Source organism: Actinomadura monticuli, from assembly GCF_041463655.1.
GTDB classification, from domain to species: domain Bacteria; phylum Actinomycetota; class Actinomycetes; order Streptosporangiales; family Streptosporangiaceae; genus Spirillospora; species Spirillospora monticuli.
Genome location: NZ_JAXCEI010000006.1, coordinates 332063 through 356640 on the forward strand (window position 1 = coordinate 332063; position 24578 = coordinate 356640).

Here is a 24578-nt window from a genome sequence, read left to right on the forward strand (position 1 = left end):
AGGCATGGCAATGAACGCACATGACGTCGTCTTCGGTTTCGGTGCGCACAGCACCTTCGATGATCAGCCCGCGCTGCTGCGCATGGTCGAGCAGGCCGATCGGGACGGGCTGGACCTGTTCTCGCTGTCCGACCACCCCTACATCGGCGAACGCCTCGACGCCTACGCGTCCATCGGGTTCCTGCTCGGGCGGACCGAGCGCATCGCGGGCTTCGCCAACGTGACCAACCTGCCGACCCGTCCCGCGCCCATGCTGGCGCGGACGGTGACCTCGCTGGCGTCGCTGTCCGGCGGCCGCGTCGTCGTCGGCATGGGCGCCGGCGGCCTGTGGGACCGCATCGCCGACATGGGGGTGCCGCGGCTCTCCCCGGCGGACGCCGTGGACGCCTTCGAGGAGGCGATCGTGCTGGTCAAGAAGCTGTCCGGCGGGGGCCCGCCGGTCACGTCCGCGGGGCGCCACTACCGCGTCGACCGGATCGAGCCGGCCCCGGTGGCCGCGCCGCCGGTGTGGACCGGGTCCGTCGGCCGCAAGTCGCTGGCCGCGACGGGCCGGGCGGCCGACGGCTGGATTCCCGGGCACGCGGCGGACTGGCTCAGCGAGCGGTACCGGACCTCGCGCCCGGTCATCGACGAGGCGGCCGAAGCGGCCGGCCGCGACCCGCACGAGATCCGCACGGTCTTCAACTTCCCGGGGCGGATCACCGACCGTCCGCTGCCCGCCACCAGGGACGGCGACGGGCGCTGGGCCGGCGGCTCGGCCGAGCAGTGGGCCGAGGAGCTGACCGGTGCGGTACTGGAGCACGGCGCGTCCGGCTTCATGCTCTTCTCCCCGGACGGCGGCACACCGGACGCGCCGTCCCTCCGCCGCTGGGCCGCGGAGATCGTCCCGGCGGTCCGCGAAGCGATCGCCAAGGAGAGCTGAAGGGCCGAGCCGCAGCCTCCGGAATGCTCCGCGACGGAGGGGCGGACGGCGGCCGTGGCACCGACCCCGCCGCGCACGACGGCGGGGTCGACCTGCGGCCATGAGGCTGCGGGCGCCATCGGTGCGGCGCAGGCCGTTCAGGTCGTCTTGGCGGGGCCCAGTTTCTCCACGATCAGGCGGTAGAGCTGGCGGGGGCGGCCCGGTTGCGGGGTGCGGTTCGGGGGGAGCGGCCAGGCCAGCCCCTCCTCCACCAGGGTGCGCAGGAGGCGGCGGGCCGTGCGGGGAGTGACGCCGAGCATCTTGCCCGCGTTCTCCGCGTCCACGATGAGGGGCTGCTCCTGGTCGCCCAGCTTGTCGGCCAGGCGGGCCAGGATCTCCAGGCCCTTCGGCTTCGCCTGCGGCTGGGCGCGCGGGGGAGTGCGCGGCGCGGGGACGAGGGCGCGGCCGTCGCGGTCCAGGGCGAAGCCCTGCGCCCGCTGGGAGCTCTGGGAGCGTGCCAGGGCGGCGCGGGCGTGGTTCTCCGCCTCGTGCGCGGTGCGGCCCATGCCGATGCCGACCTCTATGGCGAGGCCCAGCTCTTCGCGGACGCGCTCGACGAAGGGCGGCGTGCGGAAGCCCTCGGTGGACGTCGTCACGGAGCCGCGCGTGGCGATGACCAGGTAGCTGTGGTCGTCCAAGGGCCAGACCGAGGCGTTCATGCGGTGCGCCTCTTGCAGCAGGACGCGGTGCAGCGCGAGTTTCAGCTCGTCCCGCCAGTAGCGGGGCGTGACGCGGCGCGGGGTCTCGCGGAGGGTCGGGACGTCCACCAGGACGACGACGAGCTGCGACTCCTCCAGGCGGTGGTGCGCGCCGAGGAGGGCGGCCGTCTGCAGGGAACTGCGGATCGCGGCGCCCGTGGGGCGGACGCGGATGGTCGGGACGCCCGCCATCTCCATCCGCTCGGCGGTCGCGTGCACGCAGGTCATCGCGACGGTGGTGGCGCCGCGCCGCCACAGGCGCTCGTGGAACGCGGCCAGCGTCCCGGGCCCGGCGGCCTCCTCACGCAGGTGCACCTGCTCGGTGCCCAGGTTGATCTCGGAGTACGCCTCCTCGACCTCGGCGCGGCCGAGCACGTCGATGCTCACCCTGGCCGGGTCGAAGCGCTCGTCGAGGGACGCCCGCAGCAGGGCGCCCTGCAGGGCGGCGCCGTTCAGCGGCACGTACGTGGCGGGCATGGTGAGCACGCCCGCCTTGCGCGCGAAGTCATAGGGGACGGGGCTGGCGAACAGGCAGACGTCGACGCCCGACCCCAGCCGCACGACCTTGTCGGCCGCCTCCTGCTCGTCCCGGTAGGCGGCGGCCACCAGCCGGCTCGGTACCGGAGTGGGGCCGTGGCCCATCAGCATGACCCGTTCCACCAGGTCGTGAGGGCCCACGACGCCGATCGTGAGATCGGGAGTGACCGAACCCGTCCGTGCCGCCGTCATCGATGCTCGCTCGCTTCCGGTCCGTCCTCTCGGCGGGGGCGCCGCCCCGGCCACCTGTTCGCGCACGTCTCGCCCACCGGTTGACTCATGCCTCGTCGCCCCTGCCTTCTGACCCAGCACCCGCAGTTCGCGACCTGAGCTCTTCTGCTAGCAGATCGGGTCAGGACGACGAGATGTGACGCCCAGACGCGAAATCGAATCAAGAGTGCGGCGAAAAAGTAACCTACGCGACCCCCTGGTCAGTAATTTGTCACCATTCGGGCAGCCTCGATCCAGCATCTTCGGACGTCCGAAGTTGAAAAACAAGACCCTAAAACATCGCCGGAGCCCCTTGCTGCCGCTCTCACGTACAGGAGGGACCCCTGCGGTACCGGTTTGGTTTACCTGCGGGCCGAAATCCGGACGTGTCGATGCCGGTCGCACCGCAAAGACGAAGGATCCGTCCAGACGGGCCGGAAGATCGGCGGCGGTGAATTTTTACCGGGTTCCGGACCGGCCGTTCTGAGCGCGCGCCATGGTTTTCTTCCCAGGTCAGCGGGCCGGATCGGCGAATCTCGCGGGCGACTTCCGCAGCAATGCGTAACCGCCCGGTAACTCTTGGCTCGGAAGATTCTAGTTTCGGCGTTACACGGCCCGTCAGGCGTGAAGCCGGAGTTGGTCAGGAGAGGGCCACATTCGGCCGATTCCGGGGCCCGCCCGTCCCGGCGCGGGCCCCGTCCCGGCTCAGCCGGCCTCGCGGACGATCTCGGCGCCCAGCTGCGACAGCCGCTCGGCGGTGTGCGCGTGCCCGCGGTCGAGGTAATAGGCCGAGGTGATCGTCGTCTCGCCCTCGGCGGCGAGGCCCGCGAGGACGAGCGCGCTGCCGCAGCGCAGGTCGTGCGCCTCCACCTCGGCGCCGCGCAGCGCGCGGGGGCCGTTCACCTTCGCCCGGTTGCCGTCGACCTCGATGTCGGCGCCCATCTTGCGCAGCTCGTCGGCCAGCTTGAAGCGGCCGTCGAAGATCCGCTCGTAGATGTAGGACGGGCCCTCGGCGAGGCAGGACAGCGCCATGAGCGGCGACTGGAGGTCGGTGGCGAAGCCCGGGTACTCGTCGGTGATGACGTTGATCGGGCGGAGCGTCCGGTCGCGGCGCACCTGCAGGACGGCGCCCTGCTGGTGGAACTCGACGCCCATCTGCTCCAGCTTGTCGGCGGCGACGCCGAGGTGCTCCAGCGACGCGCCGACGAGGTTCAGGTCGCCGCCGGTGATGGCGGCGGCCATCACGAACACGCCGGCGTCGATCCGGTCGGGCATCACGGTGTGCTCGACGGCGGTCAGCTCGTCCACGCCGTCGACCGTGATGAAGCCGGTGCCGCCGCCGCCGATCCTGGCGCCCATCGCCTGCAGGATCGCGATGTTGTCCAGCACCTCCGGCTCCAGCGCCGCGTTCTTGATCAGCGTGGTGCCGTGCGCCAGCGCGGCCGCCATGATCAGGTTCTCGGTGCCGGTGTGCGACGGGGTGTCGCAGTAGAGCGTCCCGCCGCGCAGGTCGCCCGCCTTGATGTGGATGATGCCGTCGCCGTTGTCGGCCACGTGCTCGGTGACCGTGGCGCCCATGCGCTTGAAGCCGTTGTAGTGGAAGTCCAGGTTGCGGCTGCCCAGGTTGCAGCCGCCGACGCCCTCGATGACGGCCTCGCCCAGCCGGTGCAGCAGCGCCGGGACGAACAGGAACGAGCCGCGGAACCGGGACGCGATGTCGGCGGGCAGCACGGGGCTGCTCAGCGAGGACGCGTCGATCACCAGCGTGCGCTCGGTCTCGTGCAGCTCGGCCTTGGCCCCGATGGCCCGCGCGAGCTCCACCGCCCGCCGCACGTCCTCGATGATGGGGACGTTGCGCAGGACGGTCCGGCCCTTGGCGGCCATCAGCGAGGCGCCGATCATCGGCAGGACGGCGTTCTTCGCCCCCTGGATGAATACCGTGCCGTGCAGTTGCCTGCCGCCGCGCACGCGGTAGCGAACCTCGTGGCCCATGCTCATGCCGCCTTACTCCTTCTCGGGTGCGGGTAGGTGCCTGCCATCAAGTGGGAGCACGAGGGCCGAGCGCGCCGAACGGTGTCCCCCCTCTGCGCCAACGCGACCCCAGTAAACCACCGGGCCGGACATGTCCCGTCCTGCCCGCGTTGGCGTCAGTCTGCTTGGTGAGACCTCGGTTCCGCGCAAAAAGTTCGCACTCCCCCAGGAAATTTCCCAAGGTGAGCCTAGGGGCGGCGCGTCGCCGCACGAGGCACTAACTGATCATCCATGGATGAATCGCCGGGCTGGGCGGCCGCCGGCCTGGGCGCTGAACTTCCTGCAGAACAAGGCCGGGCGGACCCCATCGCGTCCCTCCCCGGGCTGACCGTCGAGATCGTCCCGACCGCCATCAGGGACCGCTACGGCGAGAAGACCGGCGAGGTCGTCGGCTGAGCCGTCAGCGCGCCTCCAGGACCTCGACCTCGTCGCCGACCGTGAGGGTGCCCAGGACGCGCGGTACGGCGTTGTGGCCGAACTGGATGCCCCGGTCGCGGGTCCGGTAGGCGGCGAGCGTCCGCAGCGGCTCACGGCCGCGCTCAGCCGTCTCCTGGTCGGTGGTCGTGATGAGGCAGCGGGCGCACGGCTTGACCATCTCGACGACGGCCTCGCCGATGCGCAGGACGCGAACGTCGTCCTCGCCGTAGGGGCCGAGCCCCTCGATGACGACGCTCGGACGGAAACGGTTCATCGGGAGCGGGTCGTCCAGGCGCGCGTTGAGGTCGGCCAGGGACTCGGCCGACAGGACCAGCAGCGGGTACCCGTCGGCGAACATCACCTCACCGCCGCCCCTGGACGTCGCCCGGTGACCGGTGAAGCGCACCAGGCGGCAGTCCGTGCCGAGCAGCTCGGAGAACCACGTCGCGGCCTCGTCGCCCTGGTCGATGCCCTGGCAGTCCGTCCGGTGGACGCGCACCTCCATGACCTCACCGCCGTCCACGGCCTTGTGGACGAGCGGCGTGGCCCTGGGAGCGCCGACGGTGAGGAGCTCGCCGTCGTAGGAGGGACGCAGGAGCGCCATCTGCGCGAACTCGCGCTGCGACAGGAAACGCCCACCGATGCCGACCAGCATGAACTCGCGGTCGAACCGCAGCCCCCTGGGCGTCAGCTCCGCGCTGCGCAGCGCGGTGCCGCCGCCGCTCTTGAGGGGGTAGGCGTTCAGCTCGGTCAGGGTCCCCGTCAAGGCCCCTCCTTGTTTCGGGTGCGCGCGGTTTCGGCTGCGCGCGGTGTCAGGTCGGCGCGGTGTCAGGTCAGCGCGGCCAGGCGGTCGAAGACCGGGTCCAGCCGCTCGACGAAACGCTCCGGACGGCAGACCTCGTCCAGGCGCTTCTCGTCCAGCGCCAGGCCCGCCTCCGCCGCGTGCCTGCGGAGCGTCTCACGGAACGGCGTCCCGCTCTCCCAGGTGTCCATGGCGGCCTTCTGGACGAGCGGGTACGCCTCATCGTCCCGCGACATGCCCGCTTCCACCAGTTCCAGCAGCACGGTCGAGGTGTAGATCAGGCCGCCCGTCGACTCCAGGTTGGCCTTCATCCGCGCCTCGTCCACCACGAGCCCGGACATGAGGCGGTTCGTCAGGTTCAGCATGTAGTCGAGCGCGATGGAGGCGTCCGGCAGCGCGATCCGCTCGGTGGACGAGTGCGAGATGTCGCGCTCGTGCCACAGCGGGATGCCCTCCAGGACCGGGACGATCTGGGCCCGCACGATCCGCGCCATCCCGGCGAGCCGCTCGGAGATGATCGGGTTCTTCTTGTGCGGCATCGCCGACGAGCCCTTCTGGCCCTTCCCGAACGGCTCCCACAGCTCGCGGACCTCGGTGCGCTGCCCGTGCCGCACCTCCAGCGCGATCGCCTCGCACACCGTCGCCATGATCGCCAGCGCGGACACCCACTCGCTGATGCCGTCCCGCATCACGACCTGCGTCGACACGTCCGCCGCCTTGAGGCCCAGCTTCCGCGCGACGTGCAGCTCGATCGCGGGGTCGATGTTGGAGTACGTCCCGACGGCGCCCGAGATCGCCATCACGCCGACGGCCTCGCGGGCCCGCCGCAGCCGGTCCCGGGACCGGGCCAGGGCGAACGCGAAGTCGGCGACCCGGTGCCCCCACACGTCCGGTTCGCCGTGGATGCCGTGCGTCCGCCCGACCCGCAGCGTCGCCTGGTGCGCCAGGGCGTGGTCGCGCAGCGTCGCGACGAGCGCGCCGGCCTTCTCCAGCAGGATGTCGGTGGCCTCGACGAGCTGCAGCGCGAGCGCCGTGTCCAGCAGGTCGGACGACGTCATGCCGAAGTGGACGTACCGGGCGGCCTCGCGGGGCTCGGTGTTGTCCGCCCACGCCGACAGGAACGCGATCACGTCGTGCTGCGTGACCGCCTCGATCGCGTGCACCGCCTCCGGCGTCGGCGGCGGCGCCTTGCGCACCGGCTCCACCACCTCCGCCGGGATCGTGCCGGCCTCGGCGTGGGCCTCGACGACGAGGACCTCCACCCGACACCACAGCTCGTACTTGTGCGCGTCACTCCAGACGCGCCCCATCTCCGGAAGCGTGTAGCGCTCAATCACCTGCCGATTGTCCCATCACCCAGGTCGGACGGCCGTCGCGGCCTTCTCGGCGATGTCCGTGCGGTGGTGGGAACCGCGCAGGGAGATGCGGGAGGCGGCCTCGTAGGCGGCCCGGCGGGCGGTGGCGAGGTCGGGGCCGGTGCCCACCACGTTGAGGACGCGCCCGCCGGCGGCGACGAGGCGGCCTTCGGCGCCCGGCTTCGTGCCCGCATGCAGGATGTAGGCGCCCTCCACCTGGGCGGCCTCGTCCAAACCGGTGATCTCGTCGCCCTTCACGGGGGCTGCCGGGTAGCCCTCGGCGGCCACGACGACGGTGACGGCCGAGCCCGGGTGCCATTCGGGACGGAACTCGGGGTCCAGGCCGCCGATCGCGCACGCCTGGAGGAGCGTGGCGAGGGGGGTCGCCAGGCGGTCGAGGACGACCTGGGTCTCGGGGTCGCCGAAGCGCGCGTTGAACTCCACGACGCGGACGCCCTTGGACGTCAGCGCCAGCCCCGCGTAGAGGGTCCCCACGTAGGGGATCTCGCGGCGGCGCAGTTCGTCGACGGCGGGCTGGACGACCGTGGCCATGACCTCGTCCACCAGGTCGGGGGAGATCCACGGCAGCGGCGTGTAGGCGCCCATGCCGCCCGTGTTGGGGCCCTCGTCGCCGTCGTAGGCGCGCTTGAAGTCCTGGGCGGGGAGGAGCGGGACCGCGCTCTGGCCGTCGCAGAGGGCGAACAGGGAGACCTCGGGGCCGTCCAGGAACTCCTCGATCACGACGCGCTCGCAGGACGCGGCGTGCCGGGACGCGACGGCGCGGTCCCCGGTGACGACGACGCCCTTGCCGGCGGCGAGGCCGTCGTCCTTCACGACGTAGGGCGGGCCGAACGCGTCCAGGGCCTCCTCGGCCTGCGCGGCCGTGTCGCAGACCCGCGCCGCGGCGGTCGGCACCCCGGCCGCCGCCATGATCTCCTTCGCGAACGCCTTGGACGCCTCGATGCGGGCGGCGGCGCGGTCCGGACCGAAGCACGGGACCCCCGCCCGGCGCAGGGCGTCGCCGACGCCCGCGACCAGCACCGCCTCGGGGCCGATGACGACGAGGTCGGCGCCCAGCCGCTCGGCCAGCTCCGTCACCGCCGTCGGGTCGCACGGGTCGAGCTGGTGGTTGTCCGCGATCTCCGCCGTGCCCGGGTTGCCCGGGGCGCAGTGGAGGGCGGTGACGACAGGGTCGCGGTGCAGGGCGCGGGCGAGCGCATGCTCGCGGCCACCCGATCCAAGGACGAGTACTCGCACGTCACGCGAGCTTACTGGTCGCCGGCCGGGAGGGACGGGCATAGCCCCGGTGGGCACGGGCGTTCAGGGCGGTGAGGCGACCGTCACAGCGGGACGGGTCAACCTCCCCGTTATGGGCGGCGTCCTAAATAGCGGCTGATAGGCTGCCACGGGCTTGACGGCCCATTGTCGAGGTGTGTGGAAGGAGGTGGTCGGGATGAGTCCTGGTGATCCTTGCAGTTCGCCGGAAAACCCTCACAGTCCGGACAGGACTGTTCCTCCGTCCGCCTCCATCTGGCGTCCGGCCACCGCCCTCGCGCGCTCCCTTCGCTGACCAGCCTGGGTTGAGCGCGCGCTCCGTGCGTGGCCGGCGGGTTAGGAGCACCTCATGGCCATGACACGAGTCCGCCCCGGTCGCGCGCTGTTCAAGACGCGCGGCCGCCCCAACGGCGTGCAGGCTCCGAACCGCGATTCCGCCGTCATCGACTGGGCCGCCTACATCGACGGCAACCGGGTCTGCACGGACGCCGTCGCCGACGCCGTCCGCCTCATCCGCGACGGGCGCCTCACCCCCGACGGCGACAGCGCCGGCTTCGTATGGGTCGGCCTCCACGAGCCGTCCGCCACCGAACTCGCCGACATCGCCGAAGTGTTCGGCCTGCACCCGCTCGCCGTCGAGGACGCCATCCACGCCCACCAGCGGCCCAAGCTGGAGCGCTACGACGACGTCCACTTCGTCGTCATGAAGACCGTCGGGTACGTCCCGAGCGAGCCCGGCGGCGCCGAGGTCGTCGTCACCGGCGAGATCATGCTGTTCTGCGGGCCCGACTTCGTCGTCACCGTCCGGCACGGCACGCACGGCGAGCTCGGCACCGTCCGCCGCGACCTGGAGCGCGACCCGGCCCGCCTCGCCCTCGGCCCCGCCGCCGTCCTGCACGCCGTCGCCGACCGCGTCGTGGACGGCTACGTCGGCGTCGCGAACGCCGTCATGGAGGACATCGACGAGGTCGAGGAGGCCGTCTTCTCCCCCGAGCGCACCGACGAGTCCCGCCGCATCTACCGCCTCAAGCGCGAGGTCATCCAGCTCAAGCGCGCCGTCGGCCCGCTCGCCGGCCCGCTGCGCAACCTGTCCGGCCGCCGCTTCGTCCCCGCCGAGATCAAGGAGTACCTGCGCGACGTCGAGGACCACCTCACCCGCGTCCGCGAGCAGGTCGAGTCCTACGACGAGCTGCTCAACCCGATCCTCCAGGCGCACATGACCCAGGTCACCGTCGCCGACAACAAGGACATGCGCAAGATCTCCGCCTGGGGCGCCATCTTCATGGTCCCCACCGCGATAGCGGGGGTCTACGGGATGAACTTCAAGCACATGCCCGAGACCCAGTGGCAGTTCGGCTACCCGATGATCCTCAGCGTCATCGCGCTGGCCTGCCTGTCCCTCTACCGCGGCTTCCGCCGCAACGGCTGGTTGTAGTTGATCTGGGCGGCTTTACTGGGGGCGCCCCCCCGTCGTGGCGTTCGGGTGTGGCGTCAGTGCGCCTGGGGCGTGGCCAGGACGTTCTGGAGGCGGTCGGGGTAGTCGGTGACGATCGCGTCCACGCCGTACTTGATGAAGCGGGTCATGTCCTCGTAGTCGTTGACCGTCCAGACGATGACCGGCAAGGCCAGGTCGTGGGCCGCGTCCACGAGGCCGGGTGTCGTCATGGCGTGTTCCGGGGAGACGGCCGTGGCGCCGACCGCCAGAGCGGCGGCGATCGGGTCATCGGGTGAGTGCCCGGCGAGCCAACGGGTGCTCGGAACGAGGGTCTTGCGCTCCAGCAGGGCCACGCGGCCCAGCTCCGGGTAGTGGCGGCTGGTCTCGGCCAGGACGCGCCAGTCGAAGGCCAGGATGCGGGCCCGGTGGGTGAGGGCGTGGGACCGCAGGACGTCCACCACGGCGGCGGTGAAGAGTTCGACCTCCTCGTCCGTCCAGGTGGGGTCGGTCTTGAGTTCTACGGAGAGGTCCACGTCCGCGGGTGCCAGGAGGGTGCACGCCTCGGCCAGCGTCGGGACGCCCGTACCGGGCATCTGCGCGCCGCCCGCGTCCACCGTGCGGATCTGGGCGAGCGTCAGCTCACGGATCGGCTTGCCCACGTAGGGGTAGGCCGGGTCGTCGGGCTGGACGGGGCCGGTGTCCGCCAGGTTCCCCGGCGACAGCACCTGGTCGTGGTTCAGGACGACCGCGCCGTCCGAGGTTAGGCCCACGTCCAGTTCGACGGCGTCGACGCCCAGTTCGAGGGCGTGCGCGAAGCCGGGGAGGGTGTTCTCCGGACGCAGGCCGCGCGCGCCCCGGTGCCCGTGCACCTCGACGGTAGAGATCACCGTACGCACGTTACCGTCCGTGAGCGGCCGGTCGGTGAACAACGTCAGACGAGAGAGCGGAGGGAGAGCGTCTGGTCGCGGCCGGGGCCGACGCCGATCGCGGAGATCTGGGCCCCGGACATCTCCTCCAGCGCCCGGACGTACGCCTGCGCGTTGGGCGGCAGGTCCTCGAACTTCTTGGCGCCTGTGATGTCCTCCCGCCAGCCGTCCAGGTACTCCAGGATCGGCTTGGCGTGGTGGAACTCCGTCTGCGTCGTGGGCAGCTCGTCCACCCGCTCGCCGTCGACCTCGTAGGCGACGCAGACCGGCACCCGCTCGAGGCCGGACAGGACGTCCAGCTTCGTCAGGAAGTAGTCGGTGATGCCGTTCACGCGGGTCGCGTACCGGGCGATGACGGCGTCGAACCATCCGCAGCGGCGGTCGCGGCCCGTGGTGACGCCGTACTCGCCGCCGGTCTTGCGCAGGTACTCGCCCTGCTCGTCCAGCAGCTCCGTGGGGAACGGCCCAGAGCCGACACGGGTCGTGTACGCCTTCAGGATGCCGATCACGCGAGTGATCTTCGTGGGGCCGACGCCGGAGCCCGCGCACGCGCCGCCCGCGGTGGGGCTGGACGACGTCACGAACGGGTACGTCCCGTGGTCGATGTCGAGCAGCGTGCCCTGCGCGCCCTCCAGCAGGACGACCTTGCCGTCGTCGAGGGCCTTGTTCAGCACCAGGGTGGTGTCGGCGACGAACGGCCTCAGGCGCTCGCCGTAGGTCAGGTACTCCTGGACGATCGGGCCGGTGTCGATGCGGCGCCGGTTGTAGACCTTCGTCAGGACCTGGTTCTTCTCGCGCAGCGCCAGGTCGAGCTTCTGCGTGAGGATGTTCGGGTCGAACAGGTCCTGGACGCGGATGCCCATCCGGTTGATCTTGTCGGCGTAGGTGGGGCCGATGCCGCGCCCGGTGGTGCCGATCCGGGCCTTGCCGAGGTAGCGCTCGGTGACCTTGTCGAGGGCCCGGTGGTGCGGCATGATCAGGTGCGCGTTCGCCGAGATCAGCAGCCGGTCGCACGAGATGCCGCGCTCCCGCAGCCCGTCGATCTCCTGCAGCAGGACAGCCGGGTCGATCACCACGCCGTTGCCGATGACGGGCACGACCTCGGGCGACAGGACCCCGGACGGCAGCAGGTGCAGCGCGTAGCTCTTGTCGCCGATCACCACCGTGTGGCCGGCGTTGTTGCCGCCCTGGTAGCGGACGACGTAGTCGACGTCCCCGCCGAGCAGGTCTGTTGCCTTGCCCTTGCCCTCATCTCCCCATTGGGCACCGACAAGAACGATGGCGGGCATGCCACTTTTCCTTCCCACGACGAAGGCCCCGGTCGCCGCAAGCGAAGGGGCCTCTTGCGATCAAAGCGTACCCGTACCAGGGCGGCAAGGAAACCGGAGCCGGGCCGGGCCGCCGCTCACCGGGCCCTCGCGCCGCCGGTCAGGGACCGTTGAGGACGTCGGCGGCCGTGGAGCTGCTGTCGCGCAGGAACGTCTTGCAGCGCTCGGCCTCGTCGTCCTCGCCGATCGCGGCGGCGGCACGGCCCAGGGCGTGCAGGGCGCGCAGGAAGCCGCGGTTGGGCTCGTGCTCCCAGGGGACGGCTCCGTGGCCCTTCCAGCCCGCGCGGCGCAGCATGTCGAGGCCGCGGTGGTAGCCGGTGCGGGCGAACGCGTAGGAGTCGATGACCGAGCCGTTGGCGAAGGCGCGGTCGGCCAGTTCGGCCCACGCCCCCGGGTAGCCGGGGTGGCGCGCGGCGACTTCGAACGGGTCGACGCCGTCCTCCAAGGCCGTCCGGGCTTCGGTGTTGTCCGGGAGTTCGGTCGGAGGAGGGCCGCCGAGCAGGTTCTGGGTCATGCGGGCCATCGTAGGCAGGCCGGGCGCCCGCACGGCAACCAGGGGCGCGGCACCGGAGGGAGGGGACGCGCCCCGAGCAGGGGCGCGTCCGCACGTGCACGCCGCTTACTTGAACAGGGATGCGACCAGGTCGGTCAGTTTCGGTGCGGCGGCGGTCCGCGCCTCGGTCCGCATGGCGGGGAACAGTTCGGTGTAGCTCTTGCTCGTCAGGTACATCTGGAAGTTCGCGGCGTTGTTCCCGGACGCCGACGGCAGCCCGGAGCGGAAGTCGACGAGCCAGCCGAAGAGCCCGCAGCTGCTCGCGGGAACGGAGAACGACGTGTCGTTCATCTTCATGGCGATGGCGTTGTCGAACCACTCGACCGAGTCGTTGTCGCCGATGAGGCGGAGCGAGACCGGCGCCGTCTTGGAGCCGATGTGGCAGTCGTCGCCGAGCAGGTCGTTCTTGAGCTTGATCCTCATGTCCATGGTGGAGGCGTACTCGCCCTGCTCGGTGGTGAAGAGCCGGAAGTTGCCGACGTACTTCGTCTTGACCTTGAGGTCGAGCAGCGGGACGGACTCCGATCCGGGAATGCCGAGCGCGCCTCCCGGCACGGTCATCGCCTTCGACCGCATGCTCACGAAGATGTTGATCGGCTCGTTCGTCTCAGGGTTGAAGCCGCCCTGCATGGTGATCGAGATCGGCTCGGTGATCTCCTGCGTCATCGAGCCGAGCTTCATGGTGCCGCTGCCGAGGACGATGACCGCACACTGCCAGTTGGCAGGGTCGGCGCCGATGGGCAGCTGGTCGGGGCAGTCGCTGAAGTCGAACTCGACGGGCGCGTTCTCACCGGGCGCGGCGGCCGCGGGCGCGGCGCCGAGGGCGACGAGGGCCGGCACTGCCAGCGCGAGCGCCGAGAGCAGCCGGGCGGACCGGCGCAGCGGCCGCATCCGGTGACGGGGTGGGGAGAGCTTCATGGGGTGCCTTCCTGGCAGACGCGCGGTCGCGGCGCGTGAGAACGTTCCAACCAGTTCGCACTGTAAAGATCCACTTCCCCCGATTTCAAGATCTTTGGTACATCCCGTCCTGGCGGCCGAGGGCCGGGGGCTCCGGAGTCAGGCTCAGAGGGCACATAAGGCTCACCTCGGGAACTCTGCGATTCCCTGCGGCCGAGATTCCTCTGCGGGATGATTTCCGGTGATGCGAAACAGGAGGTCGCGGGTGTTATCGCGACTCTGCGTCCGTCATCGTTCGTCATTCGGTCACCGCAGGTCGGAGGACACGGCAATGCCGCAACGCCCCAAGCGTCTGACCCCCTCGCGCGGCCCGCTCGACCTCTTCGGGTCCGAGGTGCGGCGCTACCGCGAGCTGGCGGGACTCTCCCTCGCCCAGTTCGCGGACAAGATCCCGTTCGCCGCGTCCACCATCGGCGAGATCGAGCGCGGTGAGGCCGCCTGCGACCGCGTGTTCGCCGAGCAGTGCGACCGCGTCCTCGACACCCGTGAGGCCCTCACCCACCTCCACGACGGCCTCTTCGACGGCCGCACGGCAGTGTTCCCCGAGCACTTCGCCGCCTGGCCCGACTATGAGCTCCAAGCCGAGGTCATGCGGTCTTACGAGCCGCTGGTGATCGATGGCCTGCTGCAGACGCCGAGCTACGCCGAGGTGCTCTTGTACGGTGACCGGCAAGCCGTACAGGCGCGGATCGAACGGCAGAGCGTGCTGGTCAGGGATGAACCGCCTCCACCACGACTGATCTACCTACTCCCCGAGCGGGTGCTGAGGTCACGGGTCGGCACCACCGAGGTGATGTACGAACAGCTTCACCGGCTCGCCGACGCGGTGTCCCCGCGTCTATCCGTTCAGGTGATCCCGGACGGTCCCCCGCATCCGGGCAACCTGGGGGCGTTCAGAATCGCGACGCTGCCGGAGAAAACGCGGATCGCTTACACTGCCTCCGAACCGCACGGCAAGATCTTGGACGGGCGGTTCGATATCGAGCGACTGCATGAGCGGTTCGCGGACATCGCTACTTATGCGCTTCCGGCCGAGTTGTCGGCAGTACTGATCAGGGAGATCGCAGAGGACGTATGGAAGCCATGACCCCCCGGTTCACCTGGCGTAAGAGCAGCTACAGCAGTTCGCAGGGGGATGCCTGTGTCGAACTGGCCGGCCTTGCCGGAGCTGTGGGCATCCGCGACAGCAAGGATCCGGACGGCCCGAAGCTCGCGGTCAGCCGTGACGCCTTCCGTGCCTTGATGGCGGATCTGAGACGCTGACCCGCATCCCTGGCCGGGTCTCCACGGTTCAGTTTCCCGGCGGGTCGTCTGCCGTCAGCCGGTCGAGCACGCGTTCGGCCAGGTGCTGGAAATCGGCGCGGCATTTCTGGACGTAGGTCTGCGTGCTGCCCAGCGCCCCGTCGGCCGCCTTCAGGTCGAACATTGGCTTGCGCGCGTCGTGTGCCAACGGCATCAGGCTTCGGTAGTTGCGCAGAGTCGCTATCTCGTATGCCTTGTTGTCCGCCTCACCCAGATCGGCGAGGACGGCGTCGGCGAAGACGTACGGGATCCGGGCGAGCCAGCGCTGATACGCCTTGACGGGCCGATCCAGGCGCATGGTCGGCTGCATGATCACATAGCCGAGCGGGCGCATCTCTCCGGACGGAGCCGAGATGTCCTGCGGGATCTTGGGCAGCACTGTCCCCTGCCATGTCGCCCGCCAGTCGCGCAGGGCGGGGCCGAGGTTGCGCAACCCGCGAAGTGAGAAGAGGTCCGCGGCGAGCGGCATCAAGACCGTGTCCGCGGCCAGCAGCGCCGCCCGGTTGATGGCACCGAGGTTCGGACCCACGTCGATGAGCACGATGTCGGCGTCCACTCGGCGGGCCGCGTCCGAAACGATGCGATAGAACGCCGTGGTCGTCCGGATGGCGTCCAACGCCCCCATGAAGCAGCGGGGCCATGCCTCCGAGAGGCGGTCTTCGAAGGCGCTCAGTTCAAGGTCTCCGGGCGTCAGCCAGAGGCCGTCCACGATCTGCGTCGGGGAGAAGAACTCGACATCGCCCAGCCCCTCCATGATGGGGCGTACCGAGGCGGCGACGGTGCCGGTCTCCCGGGTGATCCGGCGGGCGAACGGGCCGAGTGTGAGCTGCGGTTCGGCCCCAGCCCACGCCGGACTCTCCGACTCCGTCCAGAGGATGGCGAGGTCGTCCTCGTCGAGGAACGCGGACGTGAGGTTCGCCTGCGGATCCAGGTCGACGGCGAGAACACGGTGTCCGAGTCGCTGGAACATGTGTGCCAGGTGGTAGGTGAGCGTGGTCTTGCCCACGCCGCCCTTGTTGTTGAACAGCGCGACGGACTTCATGTTGCGCGCCTCAGCACCACGGTCCACGACGAGTCTTCGATGAGAAATTCTGCTGGTGGATTTCCGTTCTCCTCCAGTGCGGTCTGGATGCGGCCGATTCCCCGCCCGAACCGGTTGACGTAGCCCAGGGACTTCATGGCTGCGGCCAGCGAAGGATTTCGATAATCGCAAACACGGTCGTAGTTGTCCTGACGTACCTGCCCGAACGGTCCTCCGGGATTGCTTACCTCCAGCCGATCGCTGAACCAGGTGATCCGGACGGGGGCGTAGGACGTCTCGTAGTTACGATGCATGACCGCGTTCATGCACACCTCGCGCAGCGCGGCGAACGGATACTCGGGTCGGGCCTGTTCCCGCAACCCGGTCTCTGCTACCACCTGGGTGTGCAGATGTCCCCGAAGCAGCGGCTCCAGCCTCGTTGCCAGGTCCACCACGTTGGTGCGGATCTCCTGCTCGTCGCTGATGGCCGCGTCGAACCCGATGCCGTCGTAGCGTACGAATTGCAGGTAGGCGCCGGGGACGAAGCCGCTGGGATTGAAGCCCAATACCAACAGCCCAAGAACGGTGGGTGTGCCGGCAAGGTCGGCGAGCCGGAGGCTTGCTAGTTGCAGTTCCTGCGACCGTCCGTTCTCTTCGATCACCTCTGGGGAGATCACGGAAGGAAGATAGGTCGAGCGGAAGAGGGACAGATCCAGGTCGTCGAGTGAACTGCCGGGAACGTTTCGTCCGTCATACGGTCCGTCCAGGGCGCGACGGCGTTCGGAGAGCACGCGCTCGTCATCGCGGTTCGCTTGGCGGGTCGTCGGGCCGGGACGCACCCAGACGACACCGTCGTATCGGACCGGCGGGGTGCTGGAGGCTTCGACGTGGATGCGGACGACCGGCTCCCCCTTGAAGACGGCACGTTGGACGGTCATGGAGGGGCGATCGAGGATCTTGCCGCTGTCCCGGAATTCGGTGAGCTTCAGCAGATCCCTGTCTTCGGCCTTCACGTCCGCGACCGGCCGCCCCTGGTCGTCGACGCCGATGAGAAGATCGCCGCCGCCGCGTCCGCACAGGTCGTTGGCGAACGCGCAGATCGTCTTTCCGATCTTGCCGAGATCGCCGGCCGACTGCTTGAACTCAAGGCTCGTGCTCTCCTTGTCGCCCAGCACGTCAGCGAGATCAGTCGTCATGGCGCCCATTCTGTCGGCCGAGCGGTGTTCGCCCACACTATCCGGGGGCCGTGGCAGCGGAGGGGCGCGCATGGAGCCGGGTGCCGACCGTCTGGCCTGGTCCCGCCCAGGGGCGAAACGCCTCGGCATCGTCAGCGGAGGGCTGCCTCGGTAAGGGGCAGGGTGAAGCGGGCTGTGGCGCCGTCACGGGTGGAGCGGACGTCCGGCCAGCCGTGGTGGACGAACTGGAGCCCTCCCCGGTTGGTGAGGATGACGTCCGCGCCGAACTCGGTGATGCCGCGCCGTCCGGCCAGCTGGGCCAGATAGGCGACCAGGATGCTGCCCAGGCCGCGGTGCTGCCAGGGGTCGGTGATGAGGACGGCGATGTCCGCGCGCCAGGGCCGCCGGGCGTCGCGGACGTATTCGGCGATGCCGGCGAGGTCGTCGCCGTCGAGCCCGACCATGGCCTCGCGGTCCCAGTGGTCGAGGCGGTCGAGCATGCCGACGTAGTGGTCGGGGATGCGGGGCGTCCCGGAGAAGAAGCGCGTGTAGAGGCTCGCGGACGAGAGGTGGTCCGACATCCGCCGGACGCGCGGCGCGTCGGTGATGCCGTACGGGCGGATCCGCACGTCGTCGAGCGTCGTGTCAATGCGGGCGGCGCTGCGCACATCGAGTTGTGTCATGCAACTCATTGGACCGCAGAAAGTTGTGTGAAGCAACCCATAAGAAGGTCAGGCTGCCGGGCCGGGGCGGGGGGCCACGTCGGACGGGCCGAGGCGCGCGCCGCAGGAGTCGCAGGTGAACTCCGGGGTCAGCGTCCCCTCGCAGCCGCGGTGGCCGATGATCAGCGGCGGCCCTTCGGGCGCGTAGTGGCGGTCGCCCCACATCATCAGGGTCATGACCGCCGGCCACAGTTCGACGCCCTTGCGGGTGAGGCGGTACTCGTAGCGCTCCGGACGCTGCTGGTACGGGACGCGGCGCATGATGCCCTCGTCGCACAGCCGGTTGAGCCGGTCGGTGAGGACATTGCGGGCCACGCCGAGGACGTCCTGGAAGTCGTCGAAGCGCCGCACGCCCTGGAAGGCGCTGCGGATGACCAGCATCGTCCAGCGGTCGCCGACGACCTCCAGCGAGCGGGCGATGGAGCAGTTCTGTGACTCGTACGTGCGGGGTAGTGCCACATGTCCGACACTATCCGAGTTTCGTCAAACAACGCGGCCCCAGGGGCGTCCCCTGGGGCCGTTGTTGCGGCTTCTTTACTTCAGCTTCTTGCCGGCCGACTGCAGGTTCTCGGCGGCCTCGACGACGCGGTTCGCCATCGCGGTCTCGGCGGCCTTGCCCCACGAGCGCGGGTCGTACTGCTTCTTGTTGCCGACCTCGCCGTCGACCTTCAGCACGCCGTCGTAGTTGCGGAACATGTGCTCCGCGACCGGACGGGTGAACGCGTACTGCGTGTCGGTGTCGATGTTCATCTTCACGACGCCGTAGGAGACGGCCTCGCGGATCTCCTCCAGCGACGAGCCGGAGCCGCCGTGGAAGACCAGGTCGAACGGCTTGTCCTTGCCGTACTTGGCGCCGACCGCGTCCTGGATCTCCTTGAGCACCTCCGGACGCAGCTTGACCGAGCCCGGCTTGTAGACGCCGTGCACGTTGCCGAACGTCGCGGCGAGGATGTAGCGGCCCTTCTCGCCCACGCCGACGGCCTCGGCGGTCGCGATCGCGTCGCCCGGCGTCGTGTAGAGCTTCTCGTTGATCTCGTTGGCGACGCCGTCCTCCTCGCCGCCGACGACGCCGATCTCCATCTCCATGATGATCCGCGCCTTCGCGCACTGGTCGAGCAGCTCGGCGGCGATGTCGAGGTTCTCGTGCAGCTCGACGGCGGACCCGTCCCACATGTGCGACTGGAACAGCGGCTCCTCGCCGCGCGCCACCCGCTCCTGGGAGATCTTGATCAGCGGACGCATGAAGCCGTCCAGCTTGTCCTTCGGGCAGTGGTCGGTGTGCAGGGCGATGTTCACCGGGTACTTGGCGGCCACCACCCGGGCGTACTCGGCCAGCGCGGTCGAGCCGACGACCATGTCCTTCACCGTGGCACCGGACAGGTACTCGGCCCCTCCGGTGGACACCTGCACGATCCCGTCGCTCTCGGCCTCCGCGAACCCGCGCAGCGCGGCGTTCAGCGTCTGGCTGGACGTCACGTTGATCGCGGGGAAGGCGAAGCCGTCCTGCTTCGCACGGTCGAGCATCTCCGCGTAGACCTCGGGCGTTGCGATGGGCATTGTCAGCGTCCTTTCATACGCAGCGGTGCCGCCGGGCCGTCCCGCCGGGCGGTAGCACCCGGACGTTCGCGTACCCAGGTGGAGGCCCAGGTCACACTTATCCGGGTCGGGCATGCCGTCCACCCTCAGTATCCCGCCTACGGGGAGTGGGTTGAAAGGTACGCTCGCGGTGTGGATCTCACGAGCCTTCCCCTAAGCATCACCGAGTGGCTGCACCCGACCGCCTGGCTGCAGCTCTTCGGCACGTTCGCGACGATCGGCGTGCTCGCCATCATCTTCGCGGAGACCGGACTGCTGTTCGGCTGCATCCTCCCGGGCGACTCGCTGCTGTTCACGGCGGGGATCCTCACGGCGGTGTCGACCGTCAACGGGCAGGCGTTCCAGCCCCTGTCGCTGCCCTGGCTGCTCGTCGGCGGCCCCATCGCGGCGATCGCCGGCGCCCAGCTCGGGCACTGGCTCGGCGCCAGATACGGCCGGAAGCTGTTCGACCGGCCGGACTCCCGCATCTTCAAGCAGGAGTGGGTGGAGAAGGCCGAGTACTACTTCAACCGGTTCGGCCCCGCGAAGGCGGTGGTGCTGGCCCGGTTCATCCCGATCGTCCGCACGTTCCTCAACCCGCTCGCCGGGATGCTGGGCATGGACGCCAAGAAGTTCTTCGTCTGGAACGCCATCGGCGGCATCCTCTGGACGGACGCCCTGTTCCTGCTGGGCCACTTCCTCGGCTCCGAGGTTCCCGACGTCGAGAAGTACATCCTGCCGGGGGTCGCGGTCATCCTCGTCCTGTCGGTCATCCCGATCATCCGGGAGGTCCTCAAGGGGCGTAAATCGGACCGTGGTCCGAATAAGAATGGTCCCGAAGAGTCACGTCCGTCGCTCAGCGGTGACAGTTATCGCTAACCTCCCCATGTGGGACGTCATCGGTCGGACCCTAGGGGTCTCGCGCGCATACTGATCGCGGCATTGGCCGTGATGGCCGCTTTGGCCCTCCTCGTCGTGGGCGGCATGGCACTGATCAACGCGGTAACGGGCGAACCTGAACAGAAGGGGCCGTCGACGGCCGCCTCGCCTTCCGGTGACGGCGACGGCGGCGGCAAGGCGTCCCCGAGCAGCACCGAGAAGACGACGCCCGCGGCCCGGGTGCCGCTCGTCATCAGCGTCACCGGCCAGCCCACGACCGTGGTCGTCCGGGTCGCCGACGCCGGCGGCAAGGTGCTCACCAACGGCCAGCTCAACACCGGCGACACGCTCAAGTACGATCAGGCGCCCCTCCAGGTCGTCGCCACCAACGGCGGCTCCCTGAGGGTCGTCATCTACGGCGAGGTGCAGCCGGCGAAGCCCGCCGGCCAGCGCGGCGAGTGGCTGGTGAGGGCCAAGGGCTAACCGAGGAGGAGATCCGCCGCGTCGTAGGGGTGGCGGTACACGAGCCCCTCCTCCGCGATCCGTCCGGCCGCGCCACGCTCCAGGATCGTCGCGACCGCCACGACCTCCGCCCCGGCCTCGCGCAGCGCCTCCACCGCCGTCAGGACCGAACCTCCCGTCGTCGAGGTGTCCTCGACGGCGAGAACGCGGCGGCCCGCGACGTCCGGCCCCTCGATGCGGCGTTGCAGCCCGTGCGCCTTGCCCTCCTTGCGGACGACGAACGCGTCCAGCCGCCGCCCCCGCGCCGCCGCCGCGTGCAGCATCGCCGTCGCCACCGGGTCGGCCCCCAGCGTCAGCCCGCCCACGGCGTCGTAGCCGAGGTCGGCGGTCTCGTCCAGCATGACCCGCCCCACCAGCGGCGCCGCCGCCCCGTCCAGCGTGACCCGGCGCAGATCCACGTACCAGGACGCCCGCTTCCCCGAGGACAGCACGAAGTCCCCGTGCACGACGGCCTTGTCCTTGATCAGCTGCAGCAGTTCATCACGATCGCTCACGGTGGAAGCCTATTGACCCCGCGTCCCCGCCACGGGACCGCCGTGTAGGTTCGGTGGGTGACATCCGGGACCGTCGTTCTGCTGCACGCCCCCCGCGCCACGGCGGCCTCCTGGGGCGATCTGCCCGAGATGCTGCGCTCGTACGGCCTGGACGTGGTGGCGCCGGACGTCCCGGACGAGACCGGCCCCCGCTACATCGCCCGCGTCTCGCTGATCATCACCGCGACCGACCCGGTGGCGCCCCTCGTCCTCGTCGCCCACGGCACGGCCGGCCGCCTTCTGCCCGGCATAGCCCTGGCCCAACGCGCGGCCCACCGCCCCGTGGCCGGTTTCGTCTTCGTCGACGCCGACCTACCGCGCCGCGGACAGCACGACCACGGCGCCCCCGAGAACACCCTCCCCATGGCCCCAGATTGGCCGGAGGCGCCCTGCGGCTACCTCCGCACCCATCCGGACCCCGCGGCCCCGTCCAAGCACGAAGAGGCCCTCAGAGAAGCCCGCCTCCGCGGCTGGCAGACGACCGAACAAAAGCCCCCCACCACCGTCCCCCAATCCCTCAGCGAACTGATCACCGCCCTCTAGCCCCACCGCACCACGCCCCCGCCGGGCACCGGACGCTAGAGCCTCCTTGGACGTGTCAGGACTGACGCTCTTGGACTCGACCCGAGCCACGGCACAGACAGAAGCGACACCCACGGGCAGGCACGCGGAGGGAGCGCCAGCGACCGGAGCGGGCATGCCCGTCGACGCGGGCGACCGCAGCGACGCCGCGCACGTCAGAACGGGCACGACAGACCGCAACGGCGGCGTGAGGATCGCCTGCGTCGTGACGGGGGTTCCAGGGGGTCGCCCCCCTGGGCAAACACGGCATGCGCGTCGCAACGGGGGTTCCAGGGGGTCGCCCCCTGGGCAATCACGCGTTCTTGAGGAGGTCGTCCAGGAGGGCGTCGTAGTCGTCTTCGCGGCGGCCCAGGTCTACGCGGGCGCGGTAGCGGAGGCGGAGGAGGGCTTCGAGGCTGTCCTCGGCGATGGCGACGTCGTCGGGGCCCGGGGTGAGGGAGTCGGCGTCGGGGGCGGGGGCCTCGTCGGGGCCGCCGCCCATGCCGGTGCCGACGGCGCGGTCGCGGAGGGCGAGGACGACGTCGGCGCCGCTGGTGGCCCATTCGTGCGCGCCGGTCGCGTCGCCCTGGGCGTAGAGGACCTCCGCCACGGCGCGGTACACCTCGGGGTCGCGGGGGCTGTCGGCGCGGATCTGGTCGAGGAGCGTGCGGGCCTCGTCGGCCCGGTTCAGTTCGAAGAGCGCGTCGGCGAGGTAGGCGCGCGGGTCGCCGTAGGTCTCGCCGCCGTCTTCCATGGCACGGCGGTACAGCTCGGCGGCTCGGCCGTGGTCGCCGGCGTGCTGCCACTGCTCACCGGCGCGGAGCAGGACGTTGGCGCGTGACACCCCACCGGAGACCGACTCGGCCAGCTCGGACAGCCGGCGGGCCGCCGAGATGTGATCGCCGGTGCGCAGGGTGTCGAACTCCAGGTCGTCGAGATCGTCTTCCGTCACATGCGTCACGCTTCAACGCTACCCGGCGGCGCCCGGCCGAAGCGGGCGAATCAACGATGATCGTGGAATACCGCCGCGTACCTGTCAGCTCACCTGCGGGAACGTTCGAGCGCGTCCCAGAATCCGCGGCGCAGCGCGTGCCGCACCTCGTCGTGCAGCAGGAAGTCGATCGGCAGTGAGGAGCCCTGCAGGAGGCGCGCCTCCAGGTCGGACGGCATGCGCGGCTTGCGGGCGAGGACGGCCTCCAGCCACAGCGCGGGCGCGTCCCGGGCGACGGACTCGCCGAAGTCCTGGCCTTCCTGGTGGGCGGCCTTGACGGCGTCCGAGAGGGTCGGGGTGTTCTGCGCCGGGACGGGCGACGACTGCGGCCCGGTGTAGGGGCTGGGCTGGCCGTGCTGCGCCGGCATCGTCTGGGGGGGCGGCGGCGGGGACGGGGCCGGGATGGGCGACGAGCCGTACTGCGGCCCGGGGCCCGGCGACTGCGACGGCATGGGCGGCGCCGCGGACGGCCCGGGGAGCGGGGAGGGCCCGGACGTGGTGGCGGGCTGGAGCGGGACCTGCTGGCCGCCGCTGCCGTAGGACGATCCGGCGAGGCCGCCGCCGGTTCCGCCGGGCACCGGCATGGGGCCGGTGCCGACGCCGGCGGAGCCGCCGTTCAGCCCGCCGGTCATGGCGGGGCCGAGGTCGCGGACGGGTGGCGCGGACGGGGCCGGCGGCCCGCTGACCGGGGACGCGGGCGGCGGCCCGTTGTGCGCGGCGGGCTGCAGGGGGCCGAGCGAGCCGCCGTGGCCGTTGGAGGCCGCGTGCCCGTTGGAGGTGCCGTGCCCGTTGGACAGCGGGCTCGTCCCGAGGGAGGAGCCGGACGAGCCGAGGGACGACGCCCCGAGCGGGGAGCCGAGTGCGGGGGCGGGCGCCGCGAGGGAGGAGCCGGACGTCCCGTCCATGCCGGCGAGCAGGTTGACGTAGGGGCGCAGGTGGCCGGAGCCGATCTCGATGAGGTCGTCGCATTCCTGCCGCAGCACGCGGGAGATCGTCCAGTTGCCGTCGACGGCGACGTGCACGACGGTGACGCGGACGCCGAGGTCCTGGGCGTCGGTGACGACCTGCGCGAGGTCCTCGTCGCCGCTGACCAGGACGGCGTCGGCGAGCGCGCCGTTGCGGGCCAGGGTCATCAGGTCGCGGTGGATCTCGCTGTCGACGCCCTCCCGGCGGCCGGGCCGGACCCGGCCGAGCCGCAGTTTGAGGCCGGGCAGGTCGGCGAGCGCGTCGTGCTCGGGCGCGCGGCGGCCCTCGATGGTCGCCTCGTACCAGTAGCAGCGCATCAGCGGGAGGCCGGTGCGTTCTCTCGCGAGGTTGCCCAGGAGCTGCAGCAGCCCGCCGAAGTCCCACGAGACAGTTTCGCGGTGGCGCGTGCCGTGCACGGCCATGGCGCCGTCCGCCAGCAGGTAGCCGGCGTCCACGAACAGCGCGCAGCGATCCATGCGGCACCGTCCTTCCTCAACACGGGAGCTCACAGCGTGCCCACTAGACGTAGCGACCCCGGGCGCTTATAGCGTAGTGAAGCCCTGCAGCCCAGTAGGCCAATACGGCGATTCGCCACTCTTTCATGACGACCCGCCCGTTGGCGACTCCCCGGTAACCACTAATTGGGAGCCGCGGCGGACGCTACCAGCCGTTTCGGGCCTGCCCCGCGCTTCGGCATGATCTTTACGGGAAGCGGCAGGTCACGAGTTGAGTTCCGGGATCTGGGCGCGACCCGAAACCTTTCAGGGCCTCGCTCATTGTGGTGGCTTGACCACTGTCCGTCATGCATTTCGGGTGCGTTTTCCTTTTCCCGGGTCGCGGGCGCGC

At 70.4% G+C, this 24578-nt stretch carries 25 protein-coding genes; 8 read left to right on the top strand and 17 right to left on the bottom strand.

From position 1 onward, the window contains the following. Positions 1–10: 10 nt before the first annotated feature. Positions 11–922 (top strand): LLM class flavin-dependent oxidoreductase, encoded by a 912-nt coding sequence (locus SM611_RS16165; RefSeq protein WP_371950358.1) that lies wholly within the window; start codon positions 11–13, stop codon positions 920–922. Between the two features lie 137 nt (positions 923–1059). On the opposite strand, the gene SM611_RS16170 is transcribed toward SM611_RS16165, so the two are convergent. Beyond that, positions 1060–2322, bottom strand: coding sequence for a transcriptional regulator (locus SM611_RS16170; RefSeq protein WP_371950499.1), 1263 nt, complete (start codon positions 2320–2322; stop codon positions 1060–1062). Between the two features lie 789 nt (positions 2323–3111). After that, positions 3112–4398, bottom strand: a complete 1287-nt coding sequence (gene murA, locus SM611_RS16175; RefSeq protein WP_371950500.1) for a UDP-N-acetylglucosamine 1-carboxyvinyltransferase — start codon at positions 4396–4398, stop codon at positions 3112–3114. Between the two features lie 270 nt (positions 4399–4668). Between murA and SM611_RS16180 the strand changes: the two genes are divergently transcribed. Then, positions 4669–4833 carry a hypothetical protein gene (locus SM611_RS16180; RefSeq protein ID WP_371950359.1) on the top strand — a complete coding sequence of 55 codons (165 nt, stop codon included), beginning with the start codon at positions 4669–4671 and terminating at the stop codon, positions 4831–4833. 4 nt (positions 4834–4837) lie between these two features. Here SM611_RS16180 and SM611_RS16185 read toward each other — a convergent pair whose 3' ends face one another. From SM611_RS16185 to purD, 3 genes are all read right to left on the bottom strand, one after another. Continuing rightward, positions 4838–5620, bottom strand: a complete 783-nt coding sequence (locus tag SM611_RS16185; protein ID WP_371950360.1) for an MOSC domain-containing protein — start codon at positions 5618–5620, stop codon at positions 4838–4840. Positions 5621–5682: 62 nt separating this feature from the next. Further along, the gene (gene purB / locus SM611_RS16190; RefSeq protein ID WP_371950361.1) at positions 5683–6993 is read right to left on the bottom strand and encodes an adenylosuccinate lyase; all 1311 of its coding nucleotides are present in this window, start codon (positions 6991–6993) and stop codon (positions 5683–5685) included. Between the two features lie 15 nt (positions 6994–7008). Then, positions 7009–8268: a phosphoribosylamine--glycine ligase gene (gene purD, locus SM611_RS16195; protein ID WP_371950362.1), complete on the bottom strand. Its 1260-nt coding sequence runs from the start codon at positions 8266–8268 to the stop codon at positions 7009–7011. Between the two features lie 367 nt (positions 8269–8635). Here purD and SM611_RS16200 point away from each other — a divergent pair, with 367 nt between their 5' ends. Then, on the top strand, positions 8636–9721 hold the full coding sequence (locus SM611_RS16200) for a magnesium and cobalt transport protein CorA (protein WP_371950363.1): 1086 nt from the start codon (positions 8636–8638) through the stop codon (positions 9719–9721). 56 nt (positions 9722–9777) lie between these two features. Here the strand turns inward: SM611_RS16200 and SM611_RS16205 are convergent, their stop codons facing one another. The 4 genes from SM611_RS16205 to SM611_RS16220 form a co-directional block, all read right to left on the bottom strand. Then, positions 9778–10608, bottom strand: a complete 831-nt coding sequence (locus SM611_RS16205) for a glycerophosphodiester phosphodiesterase family protein (RefSeq protein ID WP_371950364.1) — start codon at positions 10606–10608, stop codon at positions 9778–9780. A 44-nt stretch (positions 10609–10652) separates the two neighbouring features. Continuing rightward, positions 10653–11936 (bottom strand): adenylosuccinate synthase, encoded by a 1284-nt coding sequence (locus SM611_RS16210; RefSeq protein ID WP_371950365.1) that lies wholly within the window; start codon positions 11934–11936, stop codon positions 10653–10655. 139 nt (positions 11937–12075) lie between these two features. Then, on the bottom strand, positions 12076–12498 hold the full coding sequence (locus tag SM611_RS16215) for a DUF3151 domain-containing protein (protein ID WP_371950366.1): 423 nt from the start codon (positions 12496–12498) through the stop codon (positions 12076–12078). A 96-nt stretch (positions 12499–12594) separates the two neighbouring features. Beyond that, positions 12595–13446: a hypothetical protein gene (locus SM611_RS16220; protein ID WP_371950367.1), complete on the bottom strand. Its 852-nt coding sequence runs from the start codon at positions 13444–13446 to the stop codon at positions 12595–12597. Between the two features lie 310 nt (positions 13447–13756). On the opposite strand from SM611_RS16220, the gene SM611_RS16225 reads away from it, so the two are divergent. Both SM611_RS16225 and SM611_RS16230 read left to right on the top strand, forming a co-directional pair. Then, a complete protein-coding gene (locus SM611_RS16225) occupies positions 13757–14572 on the top strand; it encodes a helix-turn-helix domain-containing protein (protein ID WP_371950368.1) in 816 nt (271 codons plus the stop codon). After that, the gene (locus tag SM611_RS16230) at positions 14560–14748 is read left to right on the top strand and encodes a DUF397 domain-containing protein (protein WP_371950369.1); all 189 of its coding nucleotides are present in this window, start codon (positions 14560–14562) and stop codon (positions 14746–14748) included. The genes SM611_RS16225 and SM611_RS16230 overlap by 13 nt, the downstream gene beginning before the upstream one ends. A 28-nt stretch (positions 14749–14776) precedes the next feature. On the opposite strand, the gene SM611_RS16235 is transcribed toward SM611_RS16230, so the two are convergent. The 5 genes from SM611_RS16235 to fbaA all read right to left on the bottom strand — a co-directional run bounded on the left by SM611_RS16235 (position 14777) and on the right by fbaA (position 19262). Further along, the gene (locus SM611_RS16235; protein WP_371950370.1) at positions 14777–15829 is read right to left on the bottom strand and encodes a ParA family protein; all 1053 of its coding nucleotides are present in this window, start codon (positions 15827–15829) and stop codon (positions 14777–14779) included. After that, a complete protein-coding gene (locus tag SM611_RS16240; RefSeq protein WP_371950371.1) occupies positions 15826–17004 on the bottom strand; it encodes an RNA-binding domain-containing protein in 1179 nt (392 codons plus the stop codon). Before SM611_RS16240 ends, SM611_RS16235 begins: the two co-directional genes overlap by 4 nt. Positions 17005–17135: 131 nt before the next feature. Continuing rightward, positions 17136–17666, bottom strand: a complete 531-nt coding sequence (locus SM611_RS16245; RefSeq protein WP_371950372.1) for a GNAT family N-acetyltransferase — start codon at positions 17664–17666, stop codon at positions 17136–17138. Positions 17667–17714: 48 nt separating this feature from the next. After that, a complete protein-coding gene (locus tag SM611_RS16250; RefSeq protein ID WP_371950373.1) occupies positions 17715–18164 on the bottom strand; it encodes a winged helix-turn-helix transcriptional regulator in 450 nt (149 codons plus the stop codon). A 75-nt stretch (positions 18165–18239) separates the two neighbouring features. Further along, positions 18240–19262 (bottom strand): class II fructose-bisphosphate aldolase, encoded by a 1023-nt coding sequence (gene fbaA / locus SM611_RS16255; RefSeq protein ID WP_371950374.1) that lies wholly within the window; start codon positions 19260–19262, stop codon positions 18240–18242. A 171-nt stretch (positions 19263–19433) separates the two neighbouring features. On the opposite strand from fbaA, the gene SM611_RS16260 reads away from it, so the two are divergent. Together SM611_RS16260 and SM611_RS16265 are read left to right on the top strand one after the other, a co-directional pair. After that, positions 19434–20159 (top strand): DedA family protein, encoded by a 726-nt coding sequence (locus SM611_RS16260; protein WP_371950375.1) that lies wholly within the window; start codon positions 19434–19436, stop codon positions 20157–20159. A gap of 72 nt (positions 20160–20231) precedes the next feature. Further along, positions 20232–20642 (top strand): RodZ domain-containing protein, encoded by a 411-nt coding sequence (locus SM611_RS16265; RefSeq protein ID WP_371950376.1) that lies wholly within the window; start codon positions 20232–20234, stop codon positions 20640–20642. Here SM611_RS16265 and pyrE read toward each other — a convergent pair. Further along, positions 20639–21175 carry an orotate phosphoribosyltransferase gene (gene pyrE, locus SM611_RS16270; RefSeq protein ID WP_371950377.1) on the bottom strand — a complete coding sequence of 179 codons (537 nt, stop codon included), beginning with the start codon at positions 21173–21175 and terminating at the stop codon, positions 20639–20641. The two genes, SM611_RS16265 and pyrE, sit on opposite strands and share 4 nt — an antisense overlap. A gap of 57 nt (positions 21176–21232) precedes the next feature. On the opposite strand from pyrE, the gene SM611_RS16275 reads away from it, so the two are divergent. Next, on the top strand, positions 21233–21757 hold the full coding sequence (locus SM611_RS16275) for an alpha/beta fold hydrolase (RefSeq protein WP_371950378.1): 525 nt from the start codon (positions 21233–21235) through the stop codon (positions 21755–21757). Positions 21758–22088: 331 nt separating this feature from the next. Here the strand turns inward: SM611_RS16275 and SM611_RS16280 are convergent, their stop codons facing one another. Both SM611_RS16280 and SM611_RS16285 read right to left on the bottom strand, forming a co-directional pair. Then, positions 22089–22736: a tetratricopeptide repeat protein gene (locus SM611_RS16280; protein WP_371950379.1), complete on the bottom strand. Its 648-nt coding sequence runs from the start codon at positions 22734–22736 to the stop codon at positions 22089–22091. Between the two features lie 80 nt (positions 22737–22816). Then, complete coding sequence (locus tag SM611_RS16285; RefSeq protein WP_371950380.1) at positions 22817–24208, bottom strand: NYN domain-containing protein; 1392 nt, start codon at positions 24206–24208, stop codon at positions 22817–22819. Positions 24209–24578: the final 370 nt, after the last annotated feature.